The following is a 16,901-nucleotide window of genomic DNA, read 5'->3' on the forward strand; positions in this document are numbered from 1 at the left end:
GGAACAATTAAAAAAGCCCGCCTCCTCTCGGAGACGGGCTGGCTATCAACAAAAACCCGACGAAGTAGGTTTTAGAAAGGAATATCGTCATCCATATCGTCAAAACCGGTCGCCGACCGCGGTGCCGGTGCCGCAGCGCGAGGTGCGGGCGCTGCCGCACGTGGAGCCGGAGCGCGGGCCGCAGGTGCGCGAGCAGGCTCGCCGTATTCATCACCGCCGCCATAGCCGCCACCGCCAGCGCCACCCCGGGCTTGACCGCCGCCGTAGCCACCACCACCGCCGCCTTCGTCACCACTGTCACGGCCGCCGAGCAATTGCATTTCGTTGGCAATGATCTCGGTCGTGTAGACGTCCTTGCCTTCTTTGTCGGTCCACTTGCGGGTCCGCAGGCGCCCCTCTACATAGAGCGGCTTGCCCTTCTTGCAGTATTGGCCGACGATTTCGGCCAGCTTGTCATTGAAGACCACCCGGTGCCATTCGGTCTCTTCCTGCTTCTCGCCCGACTCGCGGTTCTTCCAGCTGCGCGTGGTGGCCAGGCTGATGGTGCAGAAGGCCACACCGCTGGGGTTGTAGCGCAACTCCGGGTCTTTACCCAGGTTGCCGATGATGATGACTTTATTGACCGAGGCCATGATGGGCTTTCTTTCTTGCGCTTGCTGATTTCCGATTCGCGGATTATGCCGCCGCCATCCCGGCAAGCCGCAAACCAGCCCCCTGTTCTCGCAAATAGTCGCCGTCCATGGCAGCGCTCATGCGCGCCTGCCTAAGATGGCGCCATGGACACCCTGATCGTCAAACCCAAGCACAAGGCAAGCCTCAGCAAGCGCAGCCGCTTTTGGCTCGCCTATGCCGGCGTTTGCCTGGTGACCTGGTCGCTTTTTGTGCTGGCCGGCACCGACTACAAAAAAGGCGCCTGGGAGGTCTGGTCGGCCGTCTATGAGGCATGCATGACCTTGTGGGCACCGATGCTGCTCGGTGTTGCGGTGTTCCCCTGGGTGCGCCGCCTGCACACAGCGCAGCCCGGCTTGCTGGCCTTGCTGGGCCTGCACGCGCTGGCCGCGCTGCTCTTCAGTGCACTCTGGTTGGCAGCCGATTTTGTTCTGGACAGCCTGCTGTTCGGCCCCGAGCATGCGCATGCCACGCTGATGCAAGCAGCGCTGTGGCGCACCATCACCGGCGTGTTCGTCTATGTACCGCTGGCGACCGGCTTCACGGCCGTCCTGAGCGCGCAACAGGCCCGCGCCAGCGCATTGGCCACAGCACAAGCCGAGAGCGCCTTGGCACGGGCCGAGTTGGCGGCGATCAGCGGCAAGCTCAATCCGCATTTTTTGTTCAACACCTTGAACTCACTGATCGCGCTGACCCGCAAAGACGCCAAGGCAGCCGAGGGAGCGCTGATGCGCTTCTCAGACATGCTGCGCTATGTGCTGGACACCAAGCGCGGCGTGGCCGACCGGGTCAGCTTGCGCGAGGAGCTGGATTTTGTGCGCGACTACCTGGCGCTGGAAACGCTGCGCATGGGCCAGCGCCTGCGTCTGGACTGGGCGGTCGCAGAGGAAACGCTGGACGACGAGATCCCACCGCTGACACTGCAACCACTGGTTGAAAACTGCATTGCTCACGGCATCGCGCCCAGCGTGAGCGGCGGCACCATCAGCATCGCCGCGCGCCGCGACGCGCTGACCCAAGGCTTGGTGCTGACCGTGCAAGACGACGGCGCCGGCTGCGAACCCGCAAGACTGAATCCGAGCCAGGCCCCGGCACAGCGCCAAGGCATCGGCCTGGGCGCGCTGCGCCGCCGCTTCGCCCTCGATTACGAGGGGCGCGCCCGACTGCATATTCACACCGCACCCGGCGCGGGTTTTCGCGTCGACATCTGGATACCTCAAACATGACTTCAAACAAACGCCTGACCGCCCCTCGTTGTTTGCCTCCTTCGGGGCGGTGGCGCTGTATTGCATCGGCATGGGGGGGCGTATGACTCAGCGCATCACCACCCTCATCGCCGAGGACGAACCACTCGCCAGCGAGGCGCTGGCCGGGTGGGTGGCGCAGTTGCCGCAGCTGGCCCTGGTCAGCGTCTGCGGCGATGGCCTCAGTGCCTTGGCCGAAATCCGCCGTCTGCAGCCGGGCCTGATCTTCATGGACATCAATATGCCCGGCATGACCGGTTTGCAGGTGCTGCGCACGCTGGCCGAAACGCAGGATGGCGGCGAGCACCGAGTGATCTTCACCACCGCCTATGACGAACATGCCTTGGCCGCCTTCGAACTGCATGCGGCCGACTATCTGCTCAAGCCCTTCACGCAAGAGCGCTTCAATGAGGCGGTCGAACACGCGCTGCGCTCTGTCATCAGCAGCGGCCCAGACAGCAGCACGGTGGAAGCGGCAGCCGCCGCGGCGGCGGAAGACAACAGCCCGCTGAGCCGCATCCTGGTGCGCGACCAGGGCAAGATCTTCCCGCTGCAGGTGGACGCGATCGAGTACCTGCGCTCCGACATCAAGTACACCGCCGTGGCCAGCGCCGGCAAGCAGTATCTGGTGCGCCTGCCCATCACCTCGTTCGAGCAGCGCCTGGACCCCCAGCGTTTCCTGAAGCTGCAGCGCAGTTGCATCGTCAATCTCGACTTTGTCGTCTCGATGACGCCGGATGAGAACTCGCAATTGATCGTGCAGATGCAAGACGGCTCCCGCTTCACCGCCAACCGGGATGTCTCTAAAAAACTGAGGGAGCAATCGATATGAAACAACTCCAAATGACCATTGCCGGCATGGCATTTATGGCCAGTCTGACGGCCGCCAGCGCCTTCGGCCAAACCAGCCCCAAGCAAGTCATCAGGCAGGGCGTCGAGGGTCGGGTCTATGCGCCGGGGCCGTTCGAGCGCATCGAGCTGGCCGGCTCGGCCAATGTGAGGCTGCTGCAGGGCGACACAGACGAGGTATTTATCGCCGGCGACGCGCAGGAGCAAGAAGCCGTGTCGGTCACGCTCAACCAAGGACGGCTGGACTTCCGCAGCAACACGGGCTGGAAGATGTGGCCCGGCAAACGTCTGCAAGTCGAAGTGACGGTGCGACAGTTGCAAGAACTGGTGCTCTCCGGGGCCAGCGACCTGCAAGCGCCCGCCAAGTTCAAGGCCGGCCCTTTGAGCATCAAACTCTCCGGCGCGGGCTCGGCCCGCTTTGATGACTTGCACGCCGAGCGGCTGGATTTCAGCATCTCCGGCGCCGGCGAGGGCTTTTTGCGCGGTCAGGTCAATCTGCTGGACTTGAAGATCTCGGGCAAGGGCAGGCTGGCGGCCGAAGACCTGCAGGCCCACGCCGCCAATGTCAAAATCAGCGGCATTGGCAACGCCGACCTGTGGGTCATCGAGAAGCTGAATCTGGACGTTTCTGGCGTTGGACAAGTTGTCTACTGGGGCCAGCCCAATGTTTCGCGCACCACCTCGGGCATTGCCAAGGTGCTGTCGCGCGGGGACCGGCGAGCAGCACCGGTGCCGCCCGCTCCCCCTGCTACACCAGCTCCTCCCGCCGCGCCCGCGCAGCCGCCATTGCCTCAGCGTTCGCCTTCCCAGTAGTCCAGGCTGTTGTCGCGCCGCTGGATGAACGCAGGGCCCTTGGAGAAGATCGCAATTTTCTCCGAGTCGGGGTATTCGCAGACCTCGGGGCGGTCCTGCGTGCTGATGGACAAATACTTCAGTTCGGCGTCCGAGGTGTTGAGGATGTGATGCGGGTATTCCGGGCCGCAGGGAATGAAGATCACATCGCCCGCCTTGATGGACAACAACTCACCAGCCACCCGCAAGGTACCCGAACCTTCCAGCACGATGAACATTTCTTCCTGGCTGTGGTGGAAGTGATAGGGGCAGCTCTGCTTGCCGGGCGGCACCGTGTCAACGCCGCAGCCGAGTTTGCGCGCGACCGTGCCTTCGGATACCCCGCCGACCATGCTCTCGTAGACCGGATCACGCAAAAAGCGCTCGCGCGGGATCTCCAAGAAATTGCGGATCAACTTCTGGCGCAGCTCGGCGGATTTGTGGTGGCTGGTTTCGGGTGACGGTTCAATCGGCGTGCTCATTCGGGTTCTCCTCGACAATGCGGCATCCATGAGCCAGCTTACGCAAAAATCTTCCCCCCTAAACATCTTGCAAGAGGTGTTTGGCTATCCAGTTTTCCGCGGCGCCCAGGCGCAGATCGTGGATCACGTCTGCGCCAGCGGCGACGCGCTGGTCTTGATGCCCACCGGCGGCGGCAAAAGCCTGTGCTACCAAATCCCGGCGATTGCCCGCCACCGCGCCGGCCAGGGCGTGACGGTCGTCGTCAGCCCCTTGATTGCCTTGATGCACGACCAGGTCGGCGCGCTGGAAGAAGCCGGCGTGCATGCGGCCTTTTTGAACTCGTCGCTCTCGGGCGATCAGGCCGCCCATGTCGAGCGCGAAATGATGAGCGGGCGCCTGGTGATGCTGTACGCCGCGCCCGAGCGCATCAGCAATCCGCGCTTCTTGGCCCAAATGGATTCGCTGCATGAGCGCGGCCTGTTGAGCCTGTTCGCCATCGATGAGGCCCATTGCGTCAGCCAATGGGGGCATGACTTCCGCAGCGACTACCTGGCCCTGAGCCTGCTGCACGAGCGCTACCCCGATGTGCCACGCATCGCGCTGACAGCCACCGCCGATGACCTGACCCGCGCCGACATCATCGAGCGGCTGCGCCTGGAAGAAGCGCAGATCTTCATCTCGTCGTTTGACCGCCCGAACATCCGCTACGCCATCGTCGAGAAAGACAAGCCGCGCGAACAGCTACTGCGCTTCATCCGCGATGAACACGAAGATGACGCCGGCATCGTCTATTGCCAAAGCCGCAAGAAGGTCGATGAAACCGCTGCCTGGCTGGAAAGCGAAGGGCTCAAGGCCCTGCCCTATCACGCCGGCCTGGACGCGGCGGTGCGCCAGCGCCATCAGGACCGGTTCTTGCGCGAAGACAGCGTCGTGATGGTGGCGACGATTGCCTTCGGCATGGGCATTGACAAGCCCGATGTGCGCTTCGTCGCTCATCTGGACCTGCCCAAGAACATCGAAAGCTATTACCAGGAAACCGGCCGCGCCGGCCGCGACGGTGCGCCGGCCGTGGCCTGGATGGCTTACGGCCTGGCCGATGTGGTCAACCAGCGCCGCATGATTGACGAAAGCCCGGCCGGCGAGGAATTCAAGAAAGGCCAACGCGGCAAGCTCGATGCGCTGCTGGCGCTGGCCGAGGCGACCGACTGCCGGCGCGTGCGGCTATTGAGTTACTTCGGCGAAGCCAGCACCGCTTGTGGCAACTGTGACAACTGTTTGAGCCCACCGGCCACCTGGGACGGCACCGACGCCTCGCGCAAGCTCTTGAGCTGCATCTACCGCTTTCACCAGAACGGCGGCCAGCGCTTTGGCGCCGGGCATTTGATCGACGTGCTGCGCGGCAAGGTGACGGACAAGGTCACGCAATACGGACACCAAAGCTTGAGCACCTGGGCGGTCGGCGCCGATCTACCCGAGCAACAATGGCGCGCCGTGCTGCGTCAGCTGATCTCGCTGGGCCATGTGGTGGCCGAAGGCGAGTACATGACCCTGGCCTTGGCCGACAGCGCGCGCGCAGTGCTGCGGGGCGAAGTGCAGTTGCTGCTGCGCGTGCCGACGGTGGCGCCGAAGAAAGGCAAGCTGGCGCGCGGCGGCAGCAGCAGCGGCAAAACTGCAGGTTCGGGCCGCAGCGCCGCGCCCATCGAGCTGGATGACGAGGCGCAGATCCGTTTCGATCAACTCAAAGCCTGGCGCGCCGAAGTCGCCAAAGAACACAGCCTGCCCGCCTATGTGATTTTCCAGAATGTCACCCTGGCCGAAATGGCCAAACAGCATCCGCAAACCCTGGATGAGCTTAGCGCTATCAGCGGCGTCGGCGCGAAGAAGCTGGAAGCCTATGGCGAGCAGATTCTGCGCGTGCTGGAGTAGGCCTAGGCCATAAAGCCGAGATCCCGCTTGGCCGCGTCGAAGTTCTTCAGGTTCGGAAAAATATCGGCCAGATTGCCGTCGCTCACGCCCATCCAGCGGCCCAGCGTTGCGCCCAGTTGCTCGACCGATGTCTCGGGCAATAGCGCGCCATTGCCGAGCTGATTGGGGCTGCTGTCGAAGTCATTGTTCTTGGCGTTCTTGGCGCCGACGACCGGGAACTTGCCGTAGAACTCGCGCCCCTTGACCGCGCCGCCCATGACGAAGTGGTGAGACCCCCAGCCGTGGTCGGTGCCATCGCCATTGCTGGTGAAGGTGCGGCCGAAGTCGCTGGCGGTGAAGGTGGTGACGTTGTTGCGCAAGCCCATCGCGCCCAGCATGCTGTCGAAGTAGGCCAGCGCCTGCGAGAGCTTGGCCATCAAGTCGGCTTGGGCGCGGTTCTGGCCATCATGGGTATCGAAGCCGCCCAGGCTGACGAAGAAAACTTGCCGGCCCGCACCCAAGGCACTGCGCGCACCCATGGTTCGCGCCACGACTTGTAGCTGCTGGGCTAATGAGTTAGTTGACTTGGTCCCAGTCAAGGGGTTGTCATATTGCAAAAGTGGATCGGCAGCGCCATTGGCCAGATCGGCCGTGCCATAAGGTGCACTATTGGCGGGCGGCAAGGCACTGCCGATCAAGGCCTCGGCCGCCAGCGATCGACTGACCACGGTGGCGTGGTCGCGTGCGATCAGGTCATTGCTGCGGCCGCCGCGCATCACGGTGCGCATGCGCTCCAGCGCCGCAGTGGAGCCAAACAGACTGGTGTCGCTGCCGCCGATGCGGATGGCCCCTCGCGTGCTGATCTGGTACTGCAGCGCTTGCTTGCCGCTCAAGAACACCGCGTTGCCGCCGGCCGAGACGGCACTGAAGAGGGGCTGGCTATTGCCCGCCATCAAGAGGTCGGCAAAGCGACCGCCCCAACCCACCGTCGCGCCTTCGGGCGTCAGTGACTGCCAGGTGGATTGCTGGTCGTTGTGAGAATACAAGCCAGCTGGCCGCGCGAAAGTGACGATCTTCAGATCAGCCTTGCTGGTGGGGCGCACGAGCGGGCCGATATTGGGCAGCACCGCCAACCGCCCGGCGGCGAACAAATCACGCACACCGCTCATGCTGGGATGCAGGGCAAACGTGCGGCCTTGCGATGTGATGGGGTTGATCGCCAGCACGCCGCCGAGCCGCTCGGGCGAGCCTGCACCGGCACCCATTTGCGCCGGGGTACCCGGCGCCAACAGCGCGATCGACTCGGGCGCTTGATTGCGCACTTGGCTGTAGGCGGCCCAGGACTCGGTATCGGTCGGCAAGACCATATTGAAGGCGTCATTGCCGCCGAACAAGAACACGCAAACCAGCGCCTTGTAGTCACCGGCGGTCTGCGCGCTGGCATTGCCGAAGGCTGCCAGATTCATCGCCATGGGCGCGGCCGCGCCCAGGCCGGCAAAACGAGCCGCTTGGGCCAGAAAGGCGCGGCGGGAGGCGGGGGAATTGAGGCTATTTTTCATCACATGTCCTAAACAGTTGGAGTCAGCGCACGGTGCTGCGCGCCAAGGTCTGACCCGCAAGTCTTTATTTTTGAACCAGGTATTCAGGGGACACCAGCGCCAGATAGACGCCCAACTTGGCACGGTTCAAGGACTGGTCATCGACGGTCTTTTTGTTGCTTGCGTCGGCCTTCAGCGCATCGAGCTTGACCGACTCGACTGCCGCCACCATCTCGGCCTTGAGTGCTGCATTGCTGCGCGCCCCCAGCAGCTGCTTGCTGACTTGCTCGACCAGATCGGCCGGCTTGGCGGCCAGGGCGACCAGCCCTGTCAGCTCGAATTGAACATCATTGCGGGCGGCCTTGTAGTCCAGCCCGCGCTGGCCGAAGCCACTCGCCACGCCGCCCTTGACGAAGTTGGCGTAGCCCGCGACCGAGGTCTCTTGCACCAGTTGCAGCTCCGGCATGGTCAGCTTGGCCGCACCGCTTTCGCTGCCGGGCGCGATAAAGCCGGGCCGGTAGAAGTTAAACACCGACGGCGAGCGCAGCGGCGACTGGCCGAGCTGGGTGGCGGGGTCATCGGTGGCACCGATCAGCCAGGCGCCGGAGTCGCTGCTGGCGCCGAGGGCGCGCAGCGCCGCCGTGAGGCGCAGCACCGGCTCTTGCAGCTTGCCGTAGCCGGGCTGGGCGGCCAGGGCACCATCACGCGCCTCGCTGTCCAGCAGAATCGCCTTGACCATCGCCTTCATATCACCGGCACCGAAAGCCTTGGACACGCGCGTCACGTAGTCGGGGCTGGGGTTGCTGGTGACCAGGCGCTGGATCATCTGGCGGCCGATAAAGGGGCCGACATTGGGGTGCAATGCCAAGGCGTCCAAGCCGGCCTTCAAGCTCGCGGCCGGGTCTGCCTTGGTCTGCGCCGCCACGACCTTGCCCAGGAATTTCTTCTCGCTGATCGAATGGAACTGGCTATAGCCCTGCATCGATTTGATGCCACGGTCGGCCTCGCAATAGTCGGGGCACCAGCCCCAGAAGCGCCCGTCTGCGGTGTCGGCGCCATCCCAGCTGAAGCCGGTGAAGACCTTGGCCATGCCGGCAATGTCATCAGCCGTATAGCTGGGCTTGGGGGCGCCGCCATCCAGCTTGGCGCTCCCGTCGACGTTCAGCTCCACCAGCCCGATCGAAAACAGCTGCATCACCTCGCGGGCAAAGTTCTCGTCCGGCACCCGGCCGGACTTGGCATCTTCTTTCTGGTTCTTCAGGTGCGAGAGATACAAGCCCATGGTCGGGTGCGTCGCCACCTGCTCCAGCAGCACGCGGTAATTGCCGAAGGCATTGGCGGACAAGGTGTCCAGATAAGACGCGACACCACGCGGCTGGTTGGCCACATTGTCTTGTGCCATCGACACCACCATGATTTGCGACAGCGCATAGGCGACACGCTGGCGTAACTGGTCATCGGCCGTGATGGCGACCTTGTAGAAGGAATCGAGCACCTCGCGGGTGCCAGCCGCGTCAGTGGCCTTAAGTGCTTTCACGGCCGCATCAGACGCATCCCAATTCAGACGGTGCATGCTGGTGGGCTTGGCGAACTGCTCATCCAGCCAAGGCTCATAGCCTTTATCCATGACGGCGGCGATGCTGGCCTCGGTGGGGCCGAAGCTGGCCTGCATCAGAAAGCGCATGGCCTCCTCACGGCTGCCGGGCTTGAGCACTGTGGCGACGGGTGGCGGGCTGGCGGCAGGTGTCGTTGCGGGCCCTGCGGGCGAGTCCGCTGCGCCTCCGCCGCCGCCGCAAGCAACCAGCAGTAGCGTCGCCAGCGCCATGGTGGCCAGCCCAAGCGGCCGTCGGCCACCTGTGCGGAAGGGGGCAGGACGCAAAGATAAGTGCCGCATACTTCGAACTCCAAACTGCCTGCGCAAGGTTTGCGCGGTGGAGCGGACTGTATTGAGCCGAGAGCGAAGCGGGGTGGCGGCAAAGGAAAGAGATGTAAGCGCGTGTTGCGGTTCGCGACTTGCACGCAACAGGTCCGCCTATTGCGTGAAAAACTACCGCACCCTTTGGCGCGGCGAAGTCGCCTTCATGCCTTACATCCCGTTCATCCCCTCTATTCCCTATATCCCCTTTGATCCCCCTTTTATCCTGGCTCAATTCTCTTTTTGGCCTGGGTGAAGGAGATGAAAGGGATGCAACACTGGGTTTAGACCCGCACCGGCAGCGCCGTGCGGCTGACCACCTGCTGCAACACAAAGCTGGAATGCACGCCTGTGACGCCTTGAATACGTGTGAGCTTGCCAAGCAGCAGGCTCTGGAAGTGATCCATATCGCGCACCACCAGCTTGAGTTGGTAGTCGGCTGCCTGGCCAGTGATCAGCAAACACTCCAAGACCTCGGGCAAGACCTGCACAGCGGCTTCGAAGTTGGCGAAGCGCTCCGGCGTGTGCAGATCCATCGAGATATGCACCAGGGCCATCAGGCTCAGCCCCAGCTTCTTGGCATCCAAGAGCGCCCGGTAGCCGGTGATCAGACCGCTGTCTTCCAAGGCGCGCACGCGGCGCAAGCAGGGCGAAGGCGACAGGCCCACACGCTCGGCCAGCTCTTGGTTGTTGATGCGGCCGTCTTGCTGCAACAGTTCCAGAATCTGGCAATCAATACGGTCAAACTCCATGATTCACGCCTTGTAATGAATAGATGGCGCAATTTTCTGCCAATTTCAATGAAAATCAGGCCATCTTCGCAATCTTCTGCCAACAGCTCTTGCCTACACTGAAGGCATTGGTTCTACAGACCAGTGCAACACAGGCAGGCCACTCCGCCATGTCCTTCAGCCCCGGCAATCAGCAAAGCCCCAGGCGCCACAAGTGCCTGGGGTTTCGGCTTTAGGGCTAAGCGGCGGCATCGGGCAGCACGCCTTTCAGGCTGTCCGCCTTGTGTATATGCAACTCGCGCTGCGGCAGCGGCACGACGATATTGGCCTCGGCGAAGGCGTCGCGAATGCGCATCGCAAAGGCGCTGCGCACCGCCACCCAGTCGGCCTGCTGCGTGGTCCAGGCGCGCACATTGAAGGTCAAGGCACCCGGCGTCAGCCCGGTCAGCAAGGCCGAAGGCGGCGGAAATGAGGCGATGCCATCGAGGTCTTGGGCAATGCCGATCAGCATCGCAATGGTCTGCTGCGGACTGACCTCGTAGCAGGTGCTGACGTCAATATTGATGCGCCGGCTATTGCCTGTCAGCGTCCAGTTGACCAGTTTGTCGGCCAGGATCATGCCGTTGGGCAAGACCACATCGGCGCCGTCAAAGGTGGTCAAGGTGGTAGCGCGCAAGCCGATATCGCGCACGGTGGCGGTGAGGCCGGCTACGTCGACCACATCGCCGGGCCGGATCGGCCGCTCGAACATCAGAATCAGTCCGGCGACGAAGTTACGCACCACGTCTTGCAGGCCCAAACCAATACCGATGCCCAGCGCGCCGAACACAATCGCCAGCTCGCCGACCTTGAAGCCGGCGGCCGCCAGCGCGGTCAACAAACCAAAGATCAGCACGCAGTAGTAGCTGATCGTCGAGACACTCTGCCCCACGCCAAGCGGCAGCTTGAGCGCCGGCAGCACATCCTCGGCCAGCAGCGTGCGCAACGTGCGCGCGACCCAGAACGAGGCCCAGGACGCCACCACAAACGCCACCACGCTGCCAAGGCTGAGCGTCAATCCGCCCAGCGCCACCTGAAAGGTCAGAGCCGCCATCAGCACTTCGTACATGGGCCGGTAGATGCGGAAGTCCTGCAAGGCATAAACCACCCAACCCAGCACCAGCAGGATGCGCCCCAAACGTACGACCACGGGCACCAAGGTGCCGACATGGCGCTTGCTCAACTGCGCCATCTTGGGCCGAGCCAACAAGACCTGCAACAAAGCCACCAGCACCGATGCGCCGGCATACAAGGCCAGCGCTGCATAACTGCTGTCCAGCACGGCGCCGGTCAGCATGGTGGTGAGGGAGATATTGCCCAAGACATTGGACAGCGCCGAGGCCAGCAGCACCGCGCAGGCCAGCAGCAACAGCCCCGCCGGCAGCCACTTGGGCACTTGGCTGCTCGCCTTGACTTCGCCAGCAGCCGGCTGGGCCGAGGCCGTCAGGGCTGCGGCATTCAAACCTGCGGCCTCTGCAAGTTCGTCGTCCGAGGTCTCCATCAGCGCGGGTATGCGCAGCGCACGCCAACCCAAAACACCCAGCGTGATCAACATCAACACATTCAGCGCCAGCAGCCCGAGCCGGTAGACCAATAAGCTGCCGACGAACAGCGAGGCCACGACATTGAAGAAATAGAACACCGCGCTCAAATAGGCCCAGGGGCCCACCGCCGGCGGAATGCGCCGCTGCAGCAAGACCAAGACAGGCACCCAGGCCAGCAACATCACAATCTGCTGCCGCATGATGGGGCCTTGCAGATCGTAAAACATCGCACCCAGCGCCACCAACACCAACCAAGCCGCCAGGGGCCGCGACAAGATCTGCATGGTCAGCGCCGAGGCCTGTCCATCCTTGACCATTTGCCGGGCGCGCCGCTTCAGCCAGAACATCACGGGCAAGAGCAGCAGCGCCAGCAACACCAAGACCGGCAACAACTTGGCGCTGCTGGCATCGTGATCGCGGGCGAAACCGCGCTCGATCTCCAAGCTGCTGCGCAGGCCCACGCTGACCGGCTCACTCGCCTCGTCAGAAGCGGCCGCCTGCCACAGCGGCGGTGCATCGATCACCAGCAAGCGTCGATCGAGATCTTCGATGCGGGTCTGCACCGCATTGCCCATATTGTGGACATGGGCCGCCAAAGCGCTGGCGGTACGGCCGCGCTCCAAGAGTTTGGCCAGGGGGCCGGCCAGGTCGGCTTCACCTTGCTGCGCCAGCGCGATCAACTCGTCCACACGCTGCACCAGGGCGGGCGCCGAATCGGCCGCACTCACACGGGTCGCTTGCCAGATATTGCGGCGGGCGGCCAGGTCGGCGGCGTCTTCCGAGCGGCTTTGCAAAACGCGCGCCAGCTCGGCCCGGCTGCGCGCAATCTCACGCTCATGTAACTGCCAATGTCGATGCAAACTCTCCAAGCGGCGCACCGACAACAATGCCAAGGCGCTGCTGCTGGATTTGTCGCTCAGCTGTTTGATCGATTCGGCCCGCTCGGCCAGCGACTGCTCCAGCCGGCGCCCGGCATCGGCGCTATGCGCGCGGCGCACCACGGTGACAATCAGCTGCTCATCGGCATCGGCGCGCGCTGGAATATCCGCCGGCGCAATCACCTCATGGCGGCTCTCGGCGGCGGCCGCACTGCCGGCGGGCGGCGCCTGCGCGAAGCCGGGCGAGGTGGCGCCCAATGCCAGCAGCAAACTCAGGCCCAGCAGCCAGCCGTAAGGCCCCGACCGCTTGAACCAAGCCCTCCTAGATTCGATCTTCTTGACCATGCAACATCCATTGGCGCCACCCCGGCGCAGCTGCATTGTGCCGTCAGCCGGCCACCCTGCAATAGGACTCGACATAGGCCTGATGGGCCGGCAGCTGCACGACGGTTTGATCGACGTGCTGGCGAATGCTATTCAGGAAACGCGCCAACTCGGCGTCGCCCATCAGATCAGCCACTTGGTGATGCTGTTGCGGCAAGATGCCCTGGCCCAACATCACCTGTATCCATGAGTTCTCGGCGAATAGCTCGTTAGGCACACGGAATACCCTTGCGGTCTCGCGGAACAAATCAATCCGGTGACGCAGCGAGGCCGGAATGCTCATCTCGCGGCAGTGGCGCCAAAAGGCGCTGTCCTGGCGCTGGGTGACGTGATAGTGAAGCACGATGAAGTCGCGGATATGCTCGATCTCGTTGCGGCTTTGCTGGTTGTATTCAGCGATATCCGAGGGGCAAATGCCTTGAGATGGGAACATTTGCATCAGCCGCGTGATGCCGCGCTGAATCAGGTGGATGCTGGTGGACTCCAGCGGTTCCAAAAAGCCACTGGACAAGCCGATGGCGACGCAGTTGGCGCGCCAGGTTTGCTGGCGCTGACCGGGCTGAAAGCGCAGCACGCGCGGCTGCGTCAAGGCCTCGCCCTGCACATTGGCCAGCAAGGTTTGCTTGGCTTGCTCATCGTCAATGTGTTTGCTGGCATAGACCAGCCCATTGCCGACCCGGTGCTGCAGCGGGATGCGCCACTGCCAACCGGCGGCATGTGCGATCGAGCGTGTGTAGGGCAAAGCCGGCCCGGTCGAAGCGGTCTGCAGCGCCACCGCGCTGTCGCAGGCCAGCCAATGCGACCAGTCCTCATAGCCCACGCCCAAGGCCTCGCCGATCAAGAGACCGCGAAAGCCGGTGCAGTCGATGAACAAATCGCCCTCGATCAGCGCGCCGGAATCCAGCCGCAGCGCGGCGATGTTCTCGCCCGCCAGCGCCACTTCGGTGATCTTGCCCTCGATGCGCTGCACGCCAAAGCCCTCGCTGAACTTGCGCAGATACTTGGCGTACAGCGTCGCGTCCAGATGGAAGGCGTAATTCATACCGGCGCGCGGCAGATGCGCGAACTTGCTTTGCTGCGCGGCCTTCAGCTCCAGACAATAGTCGCCATAGTCGCCGGCCAGGCCGCGCTCGCGGCCTTTGAGCCAGAAATGCTGAAAGCCAGCCGTCCAATGGTCTTTGCCGGTCAAGCCAAAGGAGTGGATGTAGTCCTGCCCCCGGTCGCGCCAGTTCTCGAAGCTGATGCCGAGCTTGAAGGTCGCCTGAGTGGCGGCCATGAATTCCTGCTCATTGATCTCCAGCAGGCTGTGAAAGGTCAGCAAGGTCGGAATCGTCGCCTCGCCGACACCGACGGTGCCGATCTCATCGGACTCGATCAGCTTGATGTCGAGCAACTTTCCCAAGGTCTTGGACAAGGCGGCCGCCACCATCCAGCCGGCCGTGCCGCCGCCGGCGATCACGATGCGTTTGATTGGCTTGCGTTCGCTGCTCATGCTTGGTTCTGCCGGTCAATCAATGCGCGCAGCTGCGACAGCGACGCCACCGCCATATAGATCGCCTGCAAATGGCCGGCGCGAGCCAAGGCCTCCAGCGCGCTGCCGGGCAAACCGGCCAGACGCTCCTCGTTGATTGTGTAAAAGCCGGCCAGACGATTCTGTGAGCCGTCGTTCAGCTCGATATCCAGCACAAAGGACTCCAGCAGCTCATGCGCCTGCAGCGCCTGGATGAAGGCGGGCGTGGCTTCCAAGCCTTGATGCAGGGCCAGCAAGACCGAGTTCAGGCGCTGCAGGTAGTCACTGCTGCCACCGTGCGGCAAGAACAGCGCCTCGCCTTCGCTGCGGCTCAGGCGCGGGCTGTCCAGATCGATATGCACCAGCAATTCCTGGCCCGAGCGGCCAATCAAAAAGGGTTGGCGCTCCAGCGAGAGCGGCAGATAAGCCGCATCCCAACGTCCGTCGCGCAAGAACAAATTCTGGCCAGCTTGCAGCCCCAGCAAGGCAATCGGCTCGAAGCCTGTGCCCTGGGCCGTCTTGCGAAACACGATCGGGTAATGCGCCTGGATGCTTCGGAACTCATCCGGGAAGGTCAGCGCGAACATCTGCCCATCGCCTAACTCGGCAGCACGACGGGTGATGACCCGCCGGTCTTGGTGTTCGACGTTATTGAGTAGTACTGAATTGACCATGAGGATTGACTCGGGAAGAGGGGTTCAGATGCTGTGCAAGCCATGCTGCTGGATATGGGCTATCAGTGCCCGGTTGCTGGGTAGAGCCCCCAGCATCCGGCGCGTCAATTGGGCGGTTTCGGAAAAGAAGCCGGCGGCCTTTTGCGCATTGGCCGCATCTTCGCTGTGCCGCGCGCCAGCGCTTGGCAAGGGCCGAAAGCCCATGCCGTAGAGCACGTATTGATAGCTGGCCGAGGGGAACATTTCCTCGATGCGGTGGAAGTCGTGCCGCGAGGGCGGGCGGTGCTGCCATTGCGCCAGCAGCTCTTGCAGGCGCGGCGGCGTGCTCGCGGCCTGTTCGCGCCAATAAGCGCTGTCGCGGCGCTGGCTCAAGACGTAATGCAGTTTCAGAAAATCGATCACCCGCTCCCAGCGGTAAGTAAAGGCATCGTTGAAGCGATGGGCGGCAATGTCCATCAGCGCCCGGTTAGCCGGCATTTCTTCGCTCACCAGCGTGGCCGACAACTCAACCAGCGCCAGCGCAGAGGCCTCCAGCGGCTCGATAAAGCCGGCCGAAAGACCAATGGCAACACAGTTCTTGTGCCAGAAGCGGGCCCGGTAGCCGGGCTTGAAACTCAGCTTGCGGGCGGTCAAAGCTTCGGCGGCTCCGCCGGTCTTGGCCACATAGGCGCGCAGCTCGATTTCAGCCGCCTCGTCCGAGCAGTGCGCGCTCGAATAGACATAGCCAATGCCGCGCCGCGTCTGCAAGCCGATGTCCCAGATCCAGCCGCAGCTTTGAGCCGTCGAAATGGTCTGCGAGGCAATCGGGCTGTCCACCTGCGCGTAGGGCACTTGCAAGGCCAGCGCGCTGTCATTGAACAAGACCTCTTGCTGCGACAGCAAGGGCACACCGAAGTGCTGGCCGAGCAGCAGCGAAGGCATGCCGCTGCAGTCAATGAACAGATCGGCGCTCAGCGCCCCATGCGTCTGCGTCTGCAGCGAGGCGATATCGCCATTGGCGTGTGAGTTGACGCCCAGCATGTGATCTTGCACATGTTTGACGCCAAGCTTTTCCAGGCAATGCCGGCGCAAAAGCTGGCCGAATTTGACCGCGTCGAAGTGATAGCCGTAATTGGCCACTGCCGCGAATTCCGGCGTGGCCGCCTGCTTGGGCGCCAGACCGGCCGAGCAAAGATGGGGCTGAAAGCTCATCAGTTCCGCAAACGGAACATCCACGCGCTGCTGCAGCCAGGCCGCCACCAGATTCGCCTCGGTATAGCCTTGCGGCAACACAAAAGGATGGTCGTATTGATCATCGGCGCGGCCATGGACCCAGCCGACGAATTTGGAGCCTTGCTTGAACGTAGCCTCGCACTCGCGCACCAAGTCGGTCTCGCTGATGCCGATTTTGTGCAGCGTGTCGCGCATGGTCGGCCAAGTGCCCTCGCCAACGCCAATGGCCGGCACATCGGGCGACTCGAGCAGCGTTACCTGCAGGCCCACCCCATGTTCGGCCGCGATCAAGGCGGCAGTCAGCCAGCCGGCCGAGCCGCCGCCCAAGATTACGATCTGCTTGAGCCGTTCGATCCGCTCTGTCATGTTCGCCTCTATGCGCTGCCGACCCAGCAGCGATACCGGTCAAGAAAGTGAGAGCTCTTGTAGCGAGCGGCCGTCAGGCTTGGGCGAAGGAGCACAGAAACCGCAACGTACTTCCTGTACGTGAGGATTCCGAGCAGCGCCCAAGGACGC

13 protein-coding genes are annotated in these 16,901 nt (G+C 63.1%); 4 read left to right on the forward strand and 9 right to left on the reverse strand.

Annotated elements, in window-relative coordinates:
• Positions 1-71: 71 nt before the first annotated feature.
• On the reverse strand, positions 72-632 hold the full coding sequence (locus LNV09_RS06030) for a single-stranded DNA-binding protein (protein ID WP_263556177.1): 561 nt from the start codon (positions 630-632) through the stop codon (positions 72-74).
• A gap of 144 nt (positions 633-776) precedes the next feature.
• Here LNV09_RS06030 and LNV09_RS06035 point away from each other — a divergent pair, with 144 nt between their 5' ends.
• Genes LNV09_RS06035 through LNV09_RS06045 form a run of 3 tightly spaced genes read left to right on the forward strand, consistent with a single transcriptional unit; the run spans position 777 to position 3,575 of the window.
• Entirely contained in the window at positions 777-1,895 is a 1,119-nt protein-coding gene (locus LNV09_RS06035) for a sensor histidine kinase (protein WP_263556178.1), read from the forward strand.
• A gap of 28 nt (positions 1,896-1,923) precedes the next feature.
• Positions 1,924-2,745: a LytR/AlgR family response regulator transcription factor gene (locus tag LNV09_RS06040; RefSeq protein WP_263556179.1), complete on the forward strand. Its 822-nt coding sequence runs from the start codon at positions 1,924-1,926 to the stop codon at positions 2,743-2,745.
• Positions 2,742-3,575, forward strand: a complete 834-nt coding sequence (locus LNV09_RS06045; protein ID WP_263556180.1) for a head GIN domain-containing protein — start codon at positions 2,742-2,744, stop codon at positions 3,573-3,575. Before LNV09_RS06040 ends, LNV09_RS06045 begins: the two co-directional genes overlap by 4 nt.
• On the opposite strand, the gene LNV09_RS06050 is transcribed toward LNV09_RS06045, so the two are convergent.
• On the reverse strand, positions 3,554-4,075 hold the full coding sequence (locus LNV09_RS06050; protein ID WP_263556181.1) for a cupin domain-containing protein: 522 nt from the start codon (positions 4,073-4,075) through the stop codon (positions 3,554-3,556). The genes LNV09_RS06045 and LNV09_RS06050 overlap by 22 nt on opposite strands.
• Before the next feature lie 28 nt (positions 4,076-4,103).
• Here LNV09_RS06050 and recQ point away from each other — a divergent pair, with 28 nt between their 5' ends.
• Positions 4,104-5,981 (forward strand): DNA helicase RecQ, encoded by a 1,878-nt coding sequence (gene recQ, locus LNV09_RS06055; RefSeq protein WP_263556182.1) that lies wholly within the window; start codon positions 4,104-4,106, stop codon positions 5,979-5,981.
• Between the two features lie 2 nt (positions 5,982-5,983).
• On the opposite strand, the gene LNV09_RS06060 is transcribed toward recQ, so the two are convergent.
• The 7 genes from LNV09_RS06060 to LNV09_RS06090 form a co-directional block, all read right to left on the reverse strand.
• Positions 5,984-7,519: a DUF1501 domain-containing protein gene (locus LNV09_RS06060; protein ID WP_263556183.1), complete on the reverse strand. Its 1,536-nt coding sequence runs from the start codon at positions 7,517-7,519 to the stop codon at positions 5,984-5,986.
• A 64-nt stretch (positions 7,520-7,583) separates the two neighbouring features.
• Complete coding sequence (locus LNV09_RS06065) at positions 7,584-9,392, reverse strand: DUF1800 domain-containing protein (protein WP_263556184.1); 1,809 nt, start codon at positions 9,390-9,392, stop codon at positions 7,584-7,586.
• A 305-nt stretch (positions 9,393-9,697) separates the two neighbouring features.
• Positions 9,698-10,165, reverse strand: coding sequence for an Lrp/AsnC family transcriptional regulator (locus LNV09_RS06070; RefSeq protein ID WP_263556185.1), 468 nt, complete (start codon positions 10,163-10,165; stop codon positions 9,698-9,700).
• Positions 10,166-10,382: 217 nt separating this feature from the next.
• Entirely contained in the window at positions 10,383-12,950 is a 2,568-nt protein-coding gene (locus LNV09_RS06075; RefSeq protein ID WP_263556186.1) for a mechanosensitive ion channel domain-containing protein, read from the reverse strand.
• A gap of 43 nt (positions 12,951-12,993) precedes the next feature.
• Positions 12,994-14,481, reverse strand: a complete 1,488-nt coding sequence (locus tag LNV09_RS06080; protein WP_263556187.1) for a tryptophan halogenase family protein — start codon at positions 14,479-14,481, stop codon at positions 12,994-12,996.
• Positions 14,478-15,173, reverse strand: coding sequence for a SapC family protein (locus LNV09_RS06085; protein WP_263556188.1), 696 nt, complete (start codon positions 15,171-15,173; stop codon positions 14,478-14,480). The genes LNV09_RS06080 and LNV09_RS06085 overlap by 4 nt, the downstream gene beginning before the upstream one ends.
• A 24-nt stretch (positions 15,174-15,197) precedes the next feature.
• Entirely contained in the window at positions 15,198-16,751 is a 1,554-nt protein-coding gene (locus tag LNV09_RS06090; protein ID WP_263556189.1) for a tryptophan halogenase family protein, read from the reverse strand.
• Positions 16,752-16,901: the final 150 nt, after the last annotated feature.

Origin of the sequence: Paucibacter sp. B2R-40, assembly GCF_025717555.1 — a bacterium.
GTDB lineage: Bacteria > Pseudomonadota > Gammaproteobacteria > Burkholderiales > Burkholderiaceae_C > Paucibacter_A.

Coding starts and splice junctions, on each gene's coding strand:
- LNV09_RS06030 (WP_263556177.1), bottom strand. CDS start 632: ATGGCCTCGGTCAATAAAGTCATCATCATCGGCAACCTGGGTAAAGAC.
- LNV09_RS06035 (WP_263556178.1), top strand. CDS start 777: ATGGACACCCTGATCGTCAAACCCAAGCACAAGGCAAGCCTCAGCAAG.
- LNV09_RS06045 (WP_263556180.1), top strand. CDS start 2,742: ATGAAACAACTCCAAATGACCATTGCCGGCATGGCATTTATGGCCAGT.
- LNV09_RS06050 (WP_263556181.1), bottom strand. CDS start 4,075: ATGAGCACGCCGATTGAACCGTCACCCGAAACCAGCCACCACAAATCC.
- recQ (WP_263556182.1), top strand. CDS start 4,104: ATGAGCCAGCTTACGCAAAAATCTTCCCCCCTAAACATCTTGCAAGAG.
- LNV09_RS06060 (WP_263556183.1), bottom strand. CDS start 7,519: ATGAAAAATAGCCTCAATTCCCCCGCCTCCCGCCGCGCCTTTCTGGCC.
- LNV09_RS06065 (WP_263556184.1), bottom strand. CDS start 9,392: ATGCGGCACTTATCTTTGCGTCCTGCCCCCTTCCGCACAGGTGGCCGA.
- LNV09_RS06070 (WP_263556185.1), bottom strand. CDS start 10,165: ATGGAGTTTGACCGTATTGATTGCCAGATTCTGGAACTGTTGCAGCAA.
- LNV09_RS06075 (WP_263556186.1), bottom strand. CDS start 12,950: ATGGTCAAGAAGATCGAATCTAGGAGGGCTTGGTTCAAGCGGTCGGGG.
- LNV09_RS06080 (WP_263556187.1), bottom strand. CDS start 14,481: ATGAGCAGCGAACGCAAGCCAATCAAACGCATCGTGATCGCCGGCGGC.
- LNV09_RS06085 (WP_263556188.1), bottom strand. CDS start 15,173: ATGGTCAATTCAGTACTACTCAATAACGTCGAACACCAAGACCGGCGG.
- LNV09_RS06090 (WP_263556189.1), bottom strand. CDS start 16,751: ATGACAGAGCGGATCGAACGGCTCAAGCAGATCGTAATCTTGGGCGGC.